Raw genomic sequence first — 15817 nt, 5'->3', positions numbered from 1 at the left:
TTTTTCAAACATGGGTGAACCATTCCTCTGAACAGGATTTACCCGAAAATGGTCACATAGAAACCTTTTTCATTCAAATTTTAATTAAAATATTAAAAAACTGCCTGCAACTTTAGTTACAGACAGCTTATTTTTTTAGGACTCTAGGGCAGCTCGCTTAATATTATCTTGCAATTCAAGCATACGCTTTGTTCCATCTTCGCGTAATCGTTTGTTTTCTTCTTCGATCTGTTTTGTCTCTTTCATCCCTTGTACAATCGTATTAAAGGAAGATTCGATCGTTTCAATGTCGATACTTGGACGTCCAGACAATTTGGCAATCTCCACACTTTGGCTTGAGATGTTTTCAGCATTTCGTTTCAGCATTTCATTTGTTCTTCTATCCAGCTCACTCATTGAATCAGCCACAAGCTTTTGTCTTTTCGCTGTCACAGCTTGAATGATGCCATTTTTAAAGATCGGAATCGTGATAATGAACGCTGAGTTGATTTTACCGATTAGTTTCGTATTCCCACGCTGCAGCAAACGAATTTGCGGTGCTGTTTGAAGAGCCACCATCCGTGCCATATCAAGGTCATATACACGCTCTTCCAACGCTTGAATGCCGTTACGAAGTGTATCAAGCTCCATTTGTGCGAGCTGGTTTCCACTAGCTGCTTTTTCTTCATAAGAAGGAACCAATTGCTTTAATTCCTCGATTTTCATTTGACCTGCAACGACATACTTTTCAAGCTCCATATAGTATTGAATGTTATGCTCATACATTTCTTCAAGCGTCACAGTCGATTTGGTCATTTCGTCTTTATATTTACTGATTTCCACATTAATTTTTTCAATCTCTGCACCGAGCGTTTGATATTTACTGAAAATCTTTTCAATCATGCTGCCGCCGCGTTTAAAGATTTTTGACAGTAAACCACCCTTTGGCTCGTCAAAATCATTTTTATCAAAACGATCCATAATTTTTCCAAGCTGCGTCAGCATCGTTCCTGAGTCAGTGACACTAGTTGAACGCATCATCGAAAGAATACGATCAGAGAACTTAGAGATTTCAACGGCCGGCTGTTTTCCGTATTCAAGCAGATCCAGCTGATTTTTCGCATCGATCTGTCTTGCAATATTTTGCACTTCTGGTTCATTTCGAAGCTGAACGCGAATATCGTCTGCCTTCTCAATGGAGATTTCCTCTTTATCAATTGAAATGATGTCATTTCCGTTTGTATTTGTCATAAGCTTTGATCTCCTTATCGGTTTTTAATGGATTGAAATAATTTTCTTACGATGGACGGCTCTTTAAACTCCTGGTTCATAACCATCTCATCAAGCCAATGGGTATCAAATAATTGGTCATCTATATACCGCTCGATACACTGGTATCCCGCCGGATGATACACGAAGAGATCCACACCCATTTCATTTAGGAAAATGAGGACAGCCGCATCAGAACGAGTTAGCTCACCATTATATTCCGTATGATATAAAATCACTTTCGGTACAGTTTGTGCATAATCAAAGGTTTGAATGAGTTCAATGAGCTCCTGGCCGATATGCAGTACCTGTTTGAATAAATAAATACGGACATCTAATTCAGTCTCATTGACTTCTTTTAATAGCTTCGGATGCTGACAGATTCGAGATATCGCCTCTGCTATCGCACGCTGCGTCCCCTCATATAGATGAGAAAACTGCCACACGTTGCTTTTCATTAATAATTCAGGATCAATCTCTCCAGCAGAAGAAAGGGCATGCTGATAATGAAATTGATAATTCGAAGACACTTCTTTCGTAAAAGGAAAATGGCGAATGGTCTTCGTCTCTTTCCATTCCATTAACGTGTGGATACGATCCCAGTATTCACGCTTGTCTCGAGTGACCCCCATCGTTTTCGCAAAGAGATTCGGGATCTGTATCGTGTCGCGGTCTGCTTGAAAATTAGGGCGGATAAAGGAACGTTCCTTTGCAATTAAAAACAACTCATCATACGTTGTCTTCAGCGTAATAGAATGAGGAGTATGATCTCTGAATTGCCAAGGCTTATACAGCATTGAATCTTCCGTGTGGAGCACCTCTTCAAGCTCTCTTGTCGAGCGGTACGCCACCGTTGACTTCCTCTCAGGCTTTTCAGTAGGGAACGGTTCCAGCTTTGAAGTCCCCGGATACTGATCAATAAAAGTCAGCTTTTCTTCTGGATCTAGTTCGCGGAACGAATCCTCGCCCTCTGGATGAAATAGCACAACATCACAGCCAATCAGCATGACATAGTAAAGAAAATAAAGCTGACTTTTATTCGCCTCTCCATACCAAATGACAGCCGGCATTTTTTCTTCTATATTGACTTCCTTCAGCCATGGACCTAGATGATTATTTGAGAACTTTACTACATCCAGCAAAACCCGGCGGAAATCGGGATGCTGAAATCCCCCTTCATGCAGCTGTTTGAAATGCTCAAACACCTTGATCAATGAAAGGCGGATATGCCGGTTCATTACAGGGTTTGGATGGCGTACAATCAGCTGTTCACCATCTAAGAAAGCCACAAAGCGATTCACAGATAATCCTTTTTCTTCTTGGTTAATCAAATGAATGCGTTGAAGCGCTTGAAAATGCTCCGGCTCAATATGACGATTGAGCGTTTCACTTAAAATATGAATGCCATCTGTTTCATATAATTCATGTAAATAAATAAAATAATCGGTTGCATCATGCGGAGTTCCAAGGACCCGGGCGGCGAGACGCGGCAAGGACAATGTATGCTCGTCCTTGACATAACCGTCTCTTTCAGGGAGCGGCTTTTTCAGCACGTTTTTCCAGGCTTCCTGCTCCGCCCGTGTTTGGTTAACATTGATTTCTTTATAACTCACGCCGCTCCTTCCTTTCTCCTATATTTTCTCGAAAGCTACTACTATCATATCATTCACCCTTCTACTTCTGCTATCGAATCGAAGGCTTTTTTGCGGTCGTCATCTGCTTCATGACACAAGCGGTGATTTCATCTGCTGCTGCCATGCCAGATGCTGCTGTCGGCTCAAGTAATGGATCAAAGTCGAGCACTTCTCCATGCCTTGGGGCAAAGCCCATATCTGCCTGACGAATGAGACCTGCATCTAAGAGGGAATCACCCGCACCGTATACATATTCAAGCTCCAGCCGTTCCTTTAGAAAAGCAACAGCATCCCACTTATTGAGCGGTTCCGGAATAAAGTAAAGCTTCCGTCCTTGTAGAGACACCTGCCAGCCTCTCTCCTCGCCCCACTGCTTCAATTCAGCAAGTGGAATGCGAGACAGATACTCATCTTTCATAATCAAATAAAGAAATCTTCCCTCTGCTGTCCGGGTACGCTTCACCCATGCCGCAACTGGAAGTTCGGAGATGGCTCTTAGCATCTCTCTGACTGACATACACGCTTTGAGCCTCTCATCAACGATGACCTGCCAATCCTCAAGCGGCTTGCCGCGATGAAGGATACATCCCCCATTTGTCGTGATAGCATACTCCGGTTTGAGCTCTTGCTGAAAGAAGGTGATCCGTTCATACTGAGCGGTCGTTCTTGTCGTCACTGGAATGAACCAGCCCAATTGATGAATCGTCTGCAAAGACTTCTTCGTTTTAACCGACATATAGGAAAGCGGACGTTCATCCAGCATTTCAACTAAAGCATAATCTCCTTCATACGTATACTGATCCAGCACTCGATGTGAGTAAATCAGTGTGCGGTCTAAATCACTGGCAAACGCACTTGTCTTCATGACGTCTGCTCCAGCGGACGAATGAGTCCACAGCACGTATAGGACATATTGGCATATTCAATGACAGGAACGCCTCTGTCCTCTGCCAGAAGCAAAATATGCTTTAGCTTCTCCTGAGACCCAGGCTGTATCAAGATTTTCCAAGGGATTCTTCTCAGCAGCACACGGGTCGTCTCACCAACACCCGGCTTAATCAAATGGGTATTTTCAATTTGAAACTCCTGACCGATCGCTTCAATGGACGCCATCCCCCGCCAATCCGCAGGCATTCCTTGCGCGAGGATGGTCTCTGCTTTCTCTTCTACATTTGGTTCGAGGCTAGAAAATGCTTCTTCAATTGTATCCACATACAGATTGGACACATCCTCATCAAGCAGCTCTTCATAATATTTTGCCCCATGGAAATCATCGGCATTGATCCAGCGGTTGTTTAGTACCGTACGACTAACAAGTCCAGATACAGTCGAATTCAGGCAAGCACTTGGAATGAGAAAGTCCTCTCTCGTTCCGTAGACATGTGTACAATAGCCAGGATCAGCGAGTACAGCTAGTTCACTAGAAAGACGAATACCGTACTTTCTTTCAAAATCAATCACCGCTTTTTGGAGCTCTCTCGAAATCGCACCTTTTCCGGTCCATCCATCAATAAAGGCAATCTCATAGCCCGGATGTTCCTTGAGCATATAATGTAGCGCATTCTCATCTATTCCTCGATCACGAATAATCGAGATGCTGTAATGAGGCAGTTCAAGACCATATGTCTTTCGAATATATCGTTTGATGAGTACCCCGATCGGCGTTCCCGCTCTAGCCAAACTGCAAAGCACCGTTTGGAAGCCTCGCTTTTTCACAATCTGTTCTGCTACAACAGCTACTGCTTCTGCTACCTTCTCCTTACTTTCTTTCAGAGATTCATAGAATAAATCCATATAAGATTCGGTTGGTTTATATTCAATCGGCAGCATTTCTGAATAATGCGCACCACTCTGAATCGAACGCTCCCGCTCCTCTGTACTTTTCTCCATCTCAATGGATGATAAATCTTTGAGTAAGAAGGTTACATCCTGCTCTGGATAGCTTCCCATCTTTGTATACACATTAGCCATTCACCTTCACCTCGTCTGATAAAGTCACAATATGCACATGCTTCACATGCCGCTCGGCAAATAAATGAACAAGCGGAAGCAATGCCTCCTGAGAGACCTTTTTCTCAAAGAAGAGAAATACATCATCGTATTGACCTTTTGGTATGTTGTACACGTAGTGCTGAATTCGAGCATCCTCTGGACTCACAAAGGTGAACCCATTTTGAACAGCGTATCCACCCTTTTCAACGGGATGAATTGGGCTTCTCGTCGTTGAATGAAAGAGAACACCTTCTCCCATATGTGCAGCCACTCTCATCGGCACATACATCAGCTCACCAGTTCCTAAACAAAGTGTCTGCTTTCCTTTGCGTTCCTTCTTCAGTTTCAGTCCAGCCGCTGCAGCTGCTTGGTCGATGGCTGCCGTATCTGCTGCGTTTAAACCAAAACGACCCGTTTCATGTATATATGGCGAATGACCAGCCGAATTGGTTGCATGAGAACGTGCATACGGCTTTTGCTGAAAGAAGGATTGAAGGGAGTGAACAGAGAGGCTTGGCAGATCCTTTTGCTCAGCAATCTCATACGAATAAGCTGGTTCATCCAGCGTTTTGCCGCGAAAGACCATTTGCCCTTTTAATAAAGACAATGAGGTGATGTGAATACCAAGCTCCTCTTCAAGCTCACACATGGCTTTCTCGTGCTCCTCTGTCCGCCAGTCTAAAATAGAAAGAATCGTGTAAGAATGTCGCGGGTGCTTTGCATGAAGGTCCCGAATGATATTGATATTCGTACGGCCTGTCGTGACTTCATCATCTACTAGCACGACGGGACGGTCTGTGCGAAGTAATGCTTCGTCTGCATAACAAAGCTGATCCGTTGCATGCGAATGCTCTTCTTCAAATACCAATGAAGGATCAAGATCCAGCAGCTGTTCACGTGTCGTATGAATGTAAGATGCTCCTTCTAATACGTCATACACACCGTGACCAAGAGCTGTGGCTGTTTCTGCAAAGCCGATCACGATCGGCTGTTTTCCTATTGAAAGCTTCTCTTTTTTGAGCGCTTCGTAGGCTTTAGTTAATACCGTGTGGTCATCCGTCTTAAGTGCTTCTACTAAAAGCTCTTGATGCGGAGACGTCTTGCCTGTTTGCTCTTTGGCATACGCCATGGCTAAAAGACCCGAGACAAGGAGCGGTTTTACTGGATGAACAGGAATGTGCTTACCGAGCACCTTACTAACGAATAAAAAGGCTCTTTTTTTGTTCACCCTTGCTGCCATGTCAAAGAGATGCTCTTTTTCTAGCTGAAGCGCACCTTCTTTGAGAACAAGCTCAACTTCCATATGTTCCAAGATGCTCAGCGTATGCGGCTTCTGCTTCTGTGAGTATGTCGATATAGCTTCTATTTTCATGAAACACCCCGTAAATATCTGACTTCATTATAATGTGCTCTGCCCATCTGTAATGGGGCTTCGTTTCATTCATTTTATTAGAGAAGGTACTCTTCATTACGCCAACTGTGCCGTCTGCATGTTCAAGAATGCTTAATGCATCCATATACTCTTCCTTCGTTACAACATACATGCTTTGAACCGGCTTGAGATGTGTTGGATGAATGACCGTCTTTCCATGAATGCCGTTAGCCACATCGAGTTTTGTCTCCTTGAGTAAACCTTGTACGTCATCAAATTCAGATGAAGACGATTCACCACTCTTATGAGAAAGTGCCCGGATGAATGGCTTTTGTTCCTTTCGTGCAGGGCCAAAATGCTCCCACACAGCACCTGATACCACAAAGGAACGGCCAAAATAATTGGTGATATCTGTGATCAAATCAGCAATCAAATTAATCTCATAAATGGTCGTGTTACGATCACGGCGAATTCCGTACAAACCGCAAAGATCCGTTGCCCCAATGCGAATATTCAAAATATATTCCTCGTCATTCAGCAAGATCTGCTTTAACTCTGACAACACCGTATATCTTGTTTCTTTTTCTAGTAAATCGGGTGTTTCCAAAATGGGCATCCCATAAAGGGTTGTCTGCGTTTGGGACGATGCCTGTTTCAGACTGTCCAAATAATCCTTCGCATTATGAACCGAGCACTTCGGGAACACAAAACCGGTAAGTAATTGAAGAGAGGAACCGAGCAAGTCTGCCATTTTGAGCAGCTGTTTCGGCGAACGAACGCGAATAAATATAAGAGGCAAATGTTCAGCCGTTTCAGGCGCATGCGTGACTTTCTCTTTGAGACTGGCCAATTGTGCCACTAGATTCTGTTCAGCCATGTCCACTTCTTGATCACCGATGGCATCCTCCAAGCAAAATACAACAGAGCAAAGCGCTTCATATTTCTGCGACAGCAGCATATCTGCTATATCTTGTCTTGTCGCAGGCATATACAAAGTAGCACCTAATGCATGCGCAAGTACATGCCTCGGTGTCAGTGAATGCATCGCCCCCGGCCGCTTGAAAAATAGATCGTGCTGCATCGCCTCTGATAAAAATCGAAAATACCGCATGCTGTGCCACCTCCTGTTGTTTAGAGAAAATAAATAAATGACCTGATGATTCAAAAAAGGATGGAGCCGCTAGTCAACTCCATTCCTTTTTGATCGTCCTATTCTTCTTTTGAAGCCGCAGCTTCGTTTGTCACATCTTGATGTTTCTTCTTATTGATTTTATGAACAATAAACGTCCCGATAAATGCTAGGATAATAATCGCAAAGAATGCGACATGCGGAATTTCAATATGAGCAGCACTTAAGCCCATTTTGATGGCAATAATTCCAATGAGAATAAACGCTGTATTCTCAAGCTCTGGAACACGGTCAATGAGGACAAGGAATAACTGTGCCACTGTACGCATCATGAGAATTCCAAGCATTCCGCCTAATAGCAGAATCCATACTTCCTCAGATACAGCGAATGCCGCAAGAATACTGTCCACCGAGAAGGCAAGGTCCATAATTTCCACAGAAATAACGGTTGCCCAAAACACGCCAAATACACGAATCATCCAGCCTTCTTTTTTCAATTCCTTCGCTTCGTCATCGCCGTCACCTAACCAGAAGTGCTTAATGACAAGCCATGCTAAATATGCAGCTCCGAGAACCTTAATCCACCAAAACTTAATAAGCAGCATCCCTACGCCAATGAATAGAAAACGGAAGAAATAAGCGCCAATTAATCCGTAGGTTAATGCCTTTTTACGCTGCTTTTCTGGTAAATGTTTCACCATGACAGCTAATACAAGTGCGTTATCTGCTGATAACAATCCTTCAAGCACAACAAGGGTCCCAATGAGCCCCCAAGAGACAGGGTTTGTTAATACCTCTGCCCACATATGCCAATCAAAAAACGAGGCATACGTGTCCAACATATGTTTCAAAATATCCAACTGGTTTTCCTCCTATAAGTGTAGAAGCATCAGCAGGCTTTCGCCTGCTGTTATTCTTGATCGCTGTTTCTTTCTCACTTTGGAAAAGGCCCTCAAATGAGTCATTGGCAGCGCCTCTTGAATTTTGTTTCTCTCGTTTATACTTCTAACCCATAATTTTGACAAAGAGCTGCAAGTCCGCCAGAGAATCCGCTTCCGATCGCGTTAAACTTCCAATCGCTTTCGTGTCGGTACAATTCACACACTACGACAGCCGTTTCAATTGAGAAGTCTTCCCCTAAATCAAAGCGAATCAATTCTTCCCCGCCCTCTTCATTTACAACACGAACAAACGCATTTGAGACTTGTCCAAAATTCTGGCTGCGCGTCTCTGCATCATGAATCGTCACTGTAATTCCGATACGATCAATGTTAGCAGGAATTTTTGAGAAATCAACGAGAATTTGCTCGTCATCTCCATCTCCTTCACCGGTCCGGTTATCACCTGTATGAGTGACACTGCCGCTTGGGTGCTGAAGGTTATTATAGAAAACAAAATCTGTGTCTTGCTGACAACGATTGTTTGCATCCACTAAGAATGCCGAAGCGTCCAAATCAAATTCGGCTCCGCCAGAATATTTATTCGTATCCCAGCCAAGACCAATCATCACTTTCGTCAGCCCTGGGTTGGTTTTTGTTAAATCGACACGTTGTCCTTTTGAAAGCTGAATCGCCATATTCGTCCCTCTCCTGTCTCCTGAAAATATAAAACTAGCCGTTACCCGATATCTAAACCGAAGTCCGTTGCAATGCGGGCAAGTCCGCCTTGATAGCCCGATCCGACAGCTGAGAATTTCCATTCCCCGCCATGACGGTATAATTCACCTACAATAATCGCTGTCTCGATGGAGAAGTCCTCTGCCAAATCGTAGCGAATCAGTTCTTCATTTGATGCCGCATTTAAAATACGCACATATGCGTTCGTGACTTGTCCGAAATTTTGACTGCGCGCTTCCGCATCATGAATCGTAATGACAAATGAAATCTTCTCAATGCTCGCTGGTACAGCTGATAAGTCGATATTGACCTGCTCGTCATCTCCGTCGCCTTCACCAGTGCGGTTATCGCCTGTATGTACGACACTGCCGCCTCCGCCAGTTGTTTGATTGTAAAAGACAAAATCCGATGGAGAGCTTGCCTTACCTGCCGCATCTAAAAGAAATACACTTGCGTCTAGATCAAAGTCATGTCCGCCGTCATACTTATTGACGTCCCAGCCAAGACCGACGACCACTTTTGTTAAACCTGGATTTGTTTTTGTTAAATCAATTTTTTGACCTTTCGCTAAAGAAATTCCCACTAGGAACCTCTCCCTTCTAATTAAATGTAGTTTCTCGTAATATCGGCAAGCTTCGCATCATTTGTACCGTCCCCAACAGCCGCAAACTTCCACTCATTCTCGTGACGATAAAGCTCTCCGACGATTAATGATGTTTTCCCTGCATACTCATCTTTTAAATTATACTTCACTAATTCTTGATTGTTTGAACGATCAACGATGCGAATGTACGCATTTTGAATCATACCAAAATGCTGATTTCTTCTAAGTGCATCATAGATGTTCACAACAAACACCAATTTATTCACATTGCCCGGCACCTTGCTCAAGTTGACGAGGACTTGTTCATCATCTCCGTCTCCTTCACCAGTCAGGTTGTCACCTGTATGCTCGACACTGCCGCATTTGCTTTTCAAGTTGCCAAAATAAATCAAATCTTTATTTTCCGTAAATTTATCATTTTTCAGCATGAGCACTGAAGCATCACAATCAATATCAGCGCCGCCTCCGCCGCCAAACAGCTTTCCTAAAAATCCGCCGCCTTGTGATACAGGGTCCCAGCCAAGTCCAACAAGAATATTCGTTAGCCCTGCTTTGCCTTTTGTTAAATCAATACGTTGACCTTTTTCTAATGTAATCGCCAAATCAATCACTCCTCCAGCATAATAAAAATCTATTTATTAAGCGATGGACCCTATTAAAATCATCATACATGAAAATTCGACAAAATTCATGAAATGACATTGGAGCCTCTTACTCTTTTTTCTATTTACTAGTATATACGATCTACGTTCAAGATAGGTTTCAAACAGATGATATTTTTTTAACGAAAGATCCATGTTGAAAATGGTTCATGTCGTAAATGAAGTGTTTCATGTGAAACATTGTCGAAAATTCTCGTCCACAGCTCTTGCTGATAAATAACGTATTGATGTGTTTTCGTATGTTGATATAGAAAAGATAAAGCATGAAATCAAAGGATAAACCCTTTCATTTCCTTCTATTCAAGGATTTCTTTATACTGAAATGAAGAACATTGACCGTGTAAATGAAAGGATGTTGATGATGCCATCACTTCACATATTAGATCAAGTCGCTATTCCTAAAGGTCAGACAGCGCAAAAGACATTGATTCACACAACACAGCTGGCTCAACTTGCGGAAACTCTTGGGTATGAGCGTTATTGGTTTGCTGAACACCACAGCACAAGAGGGCTCGCTAGTACAGCACCTGAAATATTAATGGCACATATCGCCGCTCATACATCGACCTTACGTACCGGGTCTGGCGGCATTTTACTTCCGCAGTACAGCCCCTTTAAAGTAGCAGAGGTCACGCGGCAGCTTGAGGCTCTGTATCCTGGACGAATAGAAATCGGTGTAGGCAAATCTCCGGGCGGGATTGAAAGGACGAGACTTGCTTTGACAGACGGCGTGCATAAAGATCTATCTCAGTTTGACCGCCAGCTGAAGGATCTTCTATTTTACTTATCAGACAGCCTGCCTTCTAGGCACCCGCATGCAGGAGTCAAAGCTTCTCCGCTTGTTGATGCTCATCCGCCAGTTTGGCTACTTGGTCTCGGAGAAAATAGTGCCGTGCAGGCAGCGGAACTTGGGATCAACTATATTTTTGGTCACTTTATCCACCCTGCACGCGGCAAACAAGCATTTGAGACGTATCGGTCTCACTTTTCTCCATCTGTCTTTTCCACGCAGCCGCACGCTATGTTCGCCGTGTTTGTCATTTGTGGTGAAACCGATGAAGAGGCCGAACGGATCGCCAGCAGTACAGATTTATGGCTGCTGCGTATTGAAAAAGGACTGGACAGCCGCGTCCCTTCTATAGAAGAAGCCAGTACCTATCATTACACCACGCAGGAAAAGAAAAAAATGTTACAAAACCGCCAGCGGATGATCGTCGGCTCAAAGGCAACGGTGAAAGAGCAATTACTTAGCTTGATGGACCGCTACCAAACGGATGACATCATGATTCTAAACAATTCATTTGATCCGATAGAAAAACAGCGCTCCTTCAAACGAATCGCCGAATTATTTTGAAGCCAATTCCCTTGGCTTCTTTTTTTACATTGTCATAAAAAATGGGAAATGTAACATCAAGATGTCAAAATCCTTCCGCCTGTCATCTGATCGCAACTGTGTCTTCTAATCGTTAGCGAACTGTAAACGCATAAGGGGTGTACCTTTTATATAGTAGAGGTACATATGAAAGACCCGTTTACGACGCTAGAAGGAAGGAGATGACAGGCCATGAATAAGAGACTCGAATGGGTCGATGCGGCTAAAGGGATCGGTATTCTGCTCGTGGTCATGGCGCATGTGCCCATTCCAGATTCGTTAAAGCAATTCATTTACTCTTTTCATATGCCGCTTTTCTTTTTACTATCCGGCATGATGTTTCGATCATCCTCACGCCCTGCTCTGTCATTTATTCAGAAGAAAGCCAAGAGCTTACTCTTGCCCTATCTCTATTTCTCCATCATTACGTATGTTTTTTGGTTCACCGTTACTCGTTTTTTTGCCTTTAAGGGACAAACGGATATTGACCCTTTCGTTCCGTTTACAGGTATTTTTATATCCAATGCAGATGAAGCTAGACTCACGCATAACCCAGCCATCTGGTTTTTAACGACACTCTTTTTAGTGGAAATGATCTTTTTCTTTATGCACCGTCTGACAAAAGGGAAACCTGCTGTCTTGATCTTACTGACCGTCCTTTGCGGAGGTGCTGGATATGCCTCTACCTTGCTTTTAGACCAAAGTCTACCGTGGAATGCCAATGTCGCCTTGACGGCTGTTGTGTTTTATTCAATTGGCTTTTTGGCAAAGCAATGGTTTGTGGAATTAAAGACAGACCCAACCCTTCTTCTATGTACAGGTCTGCTTGTACTGACGGCTTACATGCAAAGCTTTAATTCACGAATCGATATGCGCGTGAATGACTATGGTGATCTTTTTCTTTTCTATGCATGTGCACTGCTCGGTTCAGCTGCCGTGATTTATTTAAGTTTTAAATTCAAAACGTCCCCTATTTTGACGTATCTCGGTCGGAATTCCATTGTGATTCTCGTCTTGCAGTTTGCCGGCATCGATATTATGAAAGCATTTGTTTATTATGGACTTGGCATCAATATTGCAGATACAGCGCAGCTCTCTTGGACTCTCTTTTACACGATCGGAACATTGCTGCTTATGGTGCCATGTATCTCCTTCCTAAGCAAGTACCCGATGCTGCTCGGCAAACCAGCTAAAGCCGCACACCGCTACGAACAAAAAACATCCGCCGGCTGATTGGGCGGATGTTTTTTGGATTAATCATTGATTTGAGAAGGGTAAAGCGTCATTCCTCCATCTACAAATATAGTGGTGCCTGTGATATACGAAGCTTCCTTAGATACGAGGAATGCAGCGGCTGACCCAATCTCCTTCAGTTCACCAAATGCTCTCATCGGAATCTTTTCAAGCTGCTTTTGTTTTTTCTGTTCATCCTGCAAATCATCATTCGATTCGGTCGCCATTGTACCTGGTGCAATCGCATTGATCCGAATACCTGCTTCCGCATAATCAAGAGCCAGCGTTTTTGTCATCATGTTCATTCCGCCTTTGGAAGTGGAATAGTGAACATTGAACGGGCGCGGTATTTCCTGATGGACACTGGATATATTTAAAATAGACCCTTTGATGTCATGCTCCATCATATAGGCGATTGCAGCCTTTGCCCCTAAAAAGGCGCCTGTAATATTCACATCAATGACTTTTTGCCATTGCTCGAGCGTCATCTCATGCGGCATCGCTTCTTCGCCGTTAAAGCCTGAATTGTTGACGAATACATCAACTGTTCCGAAATGCTCCAGTGCTGTATCCATGATGGATTGAATTCCTTCCTCTTCGGAGACATCTGCGTGTACTTTCACCGCCCTACCTCCGCGCTGCTGAATGGCTTGGACCGTTTCTTCAGCACCCTCTTCATCACCTTTATAGTTCACAACCACATTCATCTGCTCTTGTCCAAATCGTAATGCGATGGCTTGTCCGATTCCTTTTGAAGAACCTGTGACAATGGCGGTTTTTCCTTTTAAATCTTGATACATCTTTATTTCCTCCTATCACGTGCTTCATCTAGTTGATACAAAATGGTTACCCATTTTGAAAAAAAGAAAAACACAATCCTCTGCAATCGTTGACTAAGAGGATTGTGCTGTTCATCAAGCTAAAAGGTGTTATAGACATTTTCACATGTTTCAGCGGTTGGTTGATAAAAGCAATGAGACTTATACCTTGCCACAAACGGCTGATTGTACCAAGTCGGTGGACAATTACCAGGCGGCTTAAAATACCAAAGGCTGAATTTTGCTGGCCAAAATCGTTCTCCGTTAATATTCCTCCGTGCAAGTGTTTTTTCTGTTTCTCGTGCTCGTTGATAAAAATAACCATGCGTGACTGCTTCAAATGCATGCTCTTGATAAATCATTTGTGGAATCGTACGCAGCCCTTTAAAGTCAGAGCAGTTGGCACGCAACCGGTTGATGCCCACATTTCCTACGAGCAGCATCCCTTGCTTTCCTTCTCCTTCTGCCTCCGCTCTCAGCAGTCTGGCCATGAGGTCAATATCAGAGCTTGTCGCTCTTACCACTGCCATACATCCACCTCCATTCGTTTCTCTTTTATTTTATGTAGGGTTTCTGTGTAGATGACTGCCATTTTGAAGGGAAAAGACACATTCCGTGTCGAGAGCCTGTCTAAACACCTCAACATTTTGCTGGACATGTGTCTCTCTGCCAACAACACACAAACCTAGTGATCATGCACATTACAGGAAAAAATATTCATTACTATAGACTCACTTACAAGTCATAAAAATCCTTCTAATTGCGACACCAGCATCAAAAACAGTCATTTGAACCTATTCAACAATCCGACTCAAAACCTTAAAATATAAAATATTGAGTTTTTACAGGAGACATCAAATCATATTTTACAAGTTTCTCCTTTCAACTTAGTGTCATTTTTACTACTTGAAGCTGTGCGACCTTAGAAACGCACTGAAGTATTGACAGTACTTTCGCTTCATTCTACAGTAAAAAACATACAGTATTTTTCTTTTTGTGCAAAAAGAATGATATGAACTAAAGCTTTTCAATAAAATTCATCATAAACCCGAGGAGGAAAACACGTCATGTTTAAAAAGAAATTATCCCTGTTTCTTCTGATCTTATGTGTCACTGTTGTCGCTGCTGCTTGTAGTGGTGGAAAAGAAAAGTCAGCTACGAAGGAAAAAGATACAAAATCCCTTGATGCAGCAGAGGTAAAGGTAGAAAGTGCTGAGTACACATTACCACCTCAATACGATACATCTGTACAGGATGATCAGTATGTACTAAAAGTGAACGTATCTGTAAAAAATATCAGCAAAGAGCCTCTAAACGTTGATAAAAGCAACTTCACGCTTTACCAAGATGACTCACAGGTGTCTACGATCTCTCCAGATGACTACAACGAAGTATTATCTTCAAGCTCTCTAAATGCAGACAAAGTATCAAAAGGCGGTCTTTTCTTTGTTGTTGACAAAGAAAAAGACTATCAGCTTGTGTACACAGAGCCAGGTAGTGGTTCTAAAAAAGATGACAAAACACTAGAATTCGATATCAAAGGTAAAGACTTAATGAAAAAAGCAGATACACTTCAAGCATCTGCAAAAGCCCTTTCTTCTTATATTGATGTCATGATTTTTGGTAAGAATAACGACGAATTCGAAAAACTAACAGGTGATAACAAATCAACTGTTGTCAACCAATTTGATAAATCATTCAAACAAGGCTACATCACGTCATCAGGTATTTCTTCTAGCTCAGCGAAGGACGAAAACCTTGATAAGCTTCTAAAAGCTGTAAAAGAAACATTAGCTGAAAAATCAAAAGTATCAACAAAAACAAAAGCCATCAGTGGTGATAAAGCCGTTGTGACTGTAACTCTTACACCAATTGATGCAAGCCCGCTTGTCGATCGTTTAAAAGAAAAAGCGACTGAGTTCTACAGCAAAAACCGTACTGCGTCTTATGATGAAGCACAAAAATATTTACTCTCGATCTACCCAGAAGAGTTCAAAAAATTAGGACCTTCCTCTTCTGAAGAAACAGTAGAAGTCAACATGAAGAAAAATGACATCGACCAATGGAAACTTGATTTGAACGATTACAAAACAAGCTCATTAGTTGAAAAGTTCATCAAGAACTAAGAAAAAACCCC

15 protein-coding genes are annotated in these 15817 nt (G+C 42.8%); 3 read left to right on the top strand and 12 right to left on the bottom strand.

What is annotated here, in order from left to right:
* Positions 1-135 precede the first annotated feature (135 nt).
* The 10 genes from MKY18_RS01660 to MKY18_RS01615 form a co-directional block, all read right to left on the bottom strand.
* Positions 136-1230 carry a toxic anion resistance protein gene (locus tag MKY18_RS01660; protein WP_044139248.1) on the bottom strand — a complete coding sequence of 365 codons (1095 nt, stop codon included), beginning with the start codon at positions 1228-1230 and terminating at the stop codon, positions 136-138.
* A 14-nt stretch (positions 1231-1244) separates the two neighbouring features.
* A complete protein-coding gene (locus tag MKY18_RS01655) occupies positions 1245-2861 on the bottom strand; it encodes a YceG family protein (protein ID WP_342497679.1) in 1617 nt (538 codons plus the stop codon).
* Positions 2862-2931: 70 nt separating this feature from the next.
* The gene (locus tag MKY18_RS01650; RefSeq protein ID WP_126741582.1) at positions 2932-3747 is read right to left on the bottom strand and encodes an HAD family hydrolase; all 816 of its coding nucleotides are present in this window, start codon (positions 3745-3747) and stop codon (positions 2932-2934) included.
* On the bottom strand, positions 3744-4853 hold the full coding sequence (locus MKY18_RS01645; RefSeq protein WP_126741583.1) for a cysteine protease StiP family protein: 1110 nt from the start codon (positions 4851-4853) through the stop codon (positions 3744-3746). The genes MKY18_RS01650 and MKY18_RS01645 overlap by 4 nt, the downstream gene beginning before the upstream one ends.
* Entirely contained in the window at positions 4846-6177 is a 1332-nt protein-coding gene (locus tag MKY18_RS01640) for a phosphoribosyltransferase family protein (RefSeq protein ID WP_342497818.1), read from the bottom strand. Before MKY18_RS01640 ends, MKY18_RS01645 begins: the two co-directional genes overlap by 8 nt.
* Positions 6167-7357, bottom strand: a complete 1191-nt coding sequence (locus tag MKY18_RS01635; protein WP_044139242.1) for an HpcH/HpaI aldolase/citrate lyase family protein — start codon at positions 7355-7357, stop codon at positions 6167-6169. The genes MKY18_RS01640 and MKY18_RS01635 overlap by 11 nt, the downstream gene beginning before the upstream one ends.
* Before the next feature lie 98 nt (positions 7358-7455).
* Positions 7456-8235, bottom strand: coding sequence for a TerC family protein (locus tag MKY18_RS01630; protein WP_044139241.1), 780 nt, complete (start codon positions 8233-8235; stop codon positions 7456-7458).
* Between the two features lie 137 nt (positions 8236-8372).
* Positions 8373-8951 (bottom strand): TerD family protein, encoded by a 579-nt coding sequence (locus MKY18_RS01625; RefSeq protein ID WP_003216935.1) that lies wholly within the window; start codon positions 8949-8951, stop codon positions 8373-8375.
* 41 nt (positions 8952-8992) lie between these two features.
* Complete coding sequence (locus MKY18_RS01620; RefSeq protein ID WP_034664247.1) at positions 8993-9574, bottom strand: TerD family protein; 582 nt, start codon at positions 9572-9574, stop codon at positions 8993-8995.
* 20 nt (positions 9575-9594) lie between these two features.
* Positions 9595-10197: a TerD family protein gene (locus MKY18_RS01615; protein WP_044139240.1), complete on the bottom strand. Its 603-nt coding sequence runs from the start codon at positions 10195-10197 to the stop codon at positions 9595-9597.
* A 421-nt stretch (positions 10198-10618) separates the two neighbouring features.
* On the opposite strand from MKY18_RS01615, the gene MKY18_RS01610 reads away from it, so the two are divergent.
* Both MKY18_RS01610 and MKY18_RS01605 read left to right on the top strand, forming a co-directional pair.
* A complete protein-coding gene (locus tag MKY18_RS01610; protein WP_268454200.1) occupies positions 10619-11611 on the top strand; it encodes an LLM class flavin-dependent oxidoreductase in 993 nt (330 codons plus the stop codon).
* A gap of 210 nt (positions 11612-11821) precedes the next feature.
* A complete protein-coding gene (locus tag MKY18_RS01605) occupies positions 11822-12862 on the top strand; it encodes an acyltransferase family protein (protein WP_342497678.1) in 1041 nt (346 codons plus the stop codon).
* A gap of 20 nt (positions 12863-12882) precedes the next feature.
* Here MKY18_RS01605 and MKY18_RS01600 read toward each other — a convergent pair whose 3' ends face one another.
* On the bottom strand, positions 12883-13662 hold the full coding sequence (locus MKY18_RS01600; protein ID WP_342497677.1) for a glucose 1-dehydrogenase: 780 nt from the start codon (positions 13660-13662) through the stop codon (positions 12883-12885).
* A gap of 119 nt (positions 13663-13781) precedes the next feature.
* Positions 13782-14210 (bottom strand): cell wall hydrolase, encoded by a 429-nt coding sequence (locus MKY18_RS01595; RefSeq protein ID WP_003217242.1) that lies wholly within the window; start codon positions 14208-14210, stop codon positions 13782-13784.
* Between the two features lie 537 nt (positions 14211-14747).
* Here MKY18_RS01595 and MKY18_RS01590 point away from each other — a divergent pair.
* Positions 14748-15806 (top strand): DUF4352 domain-containing protein, encoded by a 1059-nt coding sequence (locus MKY18_RS01590; protein ID WP_185108256.1) that lies wholly within the window; start codon positions 14748-14750, stop codon positions 15804-15806.
* Positions 15807-15817 lie beyond the last annotated feature (11 nt).

The organism is Bacillus sp. FSL R7-0672, from assembly GCF_038601465.1.
Taxonomy (GTDB): domain Bacteria; phylum Bacillota; class Bacilli; order Bacillales; family Bacillaceae; genus Bacillus; species Bacillus pumilus.
This window is presented reverse-complemented; position numbering and strand designations above follow the sequence as displayed.

What these genes read in the sequence shown, in the direction of transcription:
- MKY18_RS01660 (WP_044139248.1), bottom strand. Translation starts at nt 1,230, where the DNA reads ATGACAAATACAAACGGAAATGACATCATTTCAATTGATAAAGAGGAA.
- MKY18_RS01650 (WP_126741582.1), bottom strand. Translation starts at nt 3,747, where the DNA reads ATGAAGACAAGTGCGTTTGCCAGTGATTTAGACCGCACACTGATTTAC.
- MKY18_RS01645 (WP_126741583.1), bottom strand. Translation starts at nt 4,853, where the DNA reads ATGGCTAATGTGTATACAAAGATGGGAAGCTATCCAGAGCAGGATGTA.
- MKY18_RS01640 (WP_342497818.1), bottom strand. Translation starts at nt 6,177, where the DNA reads ATGGAAGTTGAGCTTGTTCTCAAAGAAGGTGCGCTTCAGCTAGAAAAA.
- MKY18_RS01635 (WP_044139242.1), bottom strand. Translation starts at nt 7,357, where the DNA reads ATGCGGTATTTTCGATTTTTATCAGAGGCGATGCAGCACGATCTATTT.
- MKY18_RS01625 (WP_003216935.1), bottom strand. Translation starts at nt 8,951, where the DNA reads ATGGCGATTCAGCTTTCAAAAGGACAACGTGTCGATTTAACAAAAACC.
- MKY18_RS01610 (WP_268454200.1), top strand. Translation starts at nt 10,619, where the DNA reads ATGCCATCACTTCACATATTAGATCAAGTCGCTATTCCTAAAGGTCAG.
- MKY18_RS01605 (WP_342497678.1), top strand. Translation starts at nt 11,822, where the DNA reads ATGAATAAGAGACTCGAATGGGTCGATGCGGCTAAAGGGATCGGTATT.
- MKY18_RS01600 (WP_342497677.1), bottom strand. Translation starts at nt 13,662, where the DNA reads ATGTATCAAGATTTAAAAGGAAAAACCGCCATTGTCACAGGTTCTTCA.
- MKY18_RS01595 (WP_003217242.1), bottom strand. Translation starts at nt 14,210, where the DNA reads ATGGCAGTGGTAAGAGCGACAAGCTCTGATATTGACCTCATGGCCAGA.
- MKY18_RS01590 (WP_185108256.1), top strand. Translation starts at nt 14,748, where the DNA reads ATGTTTAAAAAGAAATTATCCCTGTTTCTTCTGATCTTATGTGTCACT.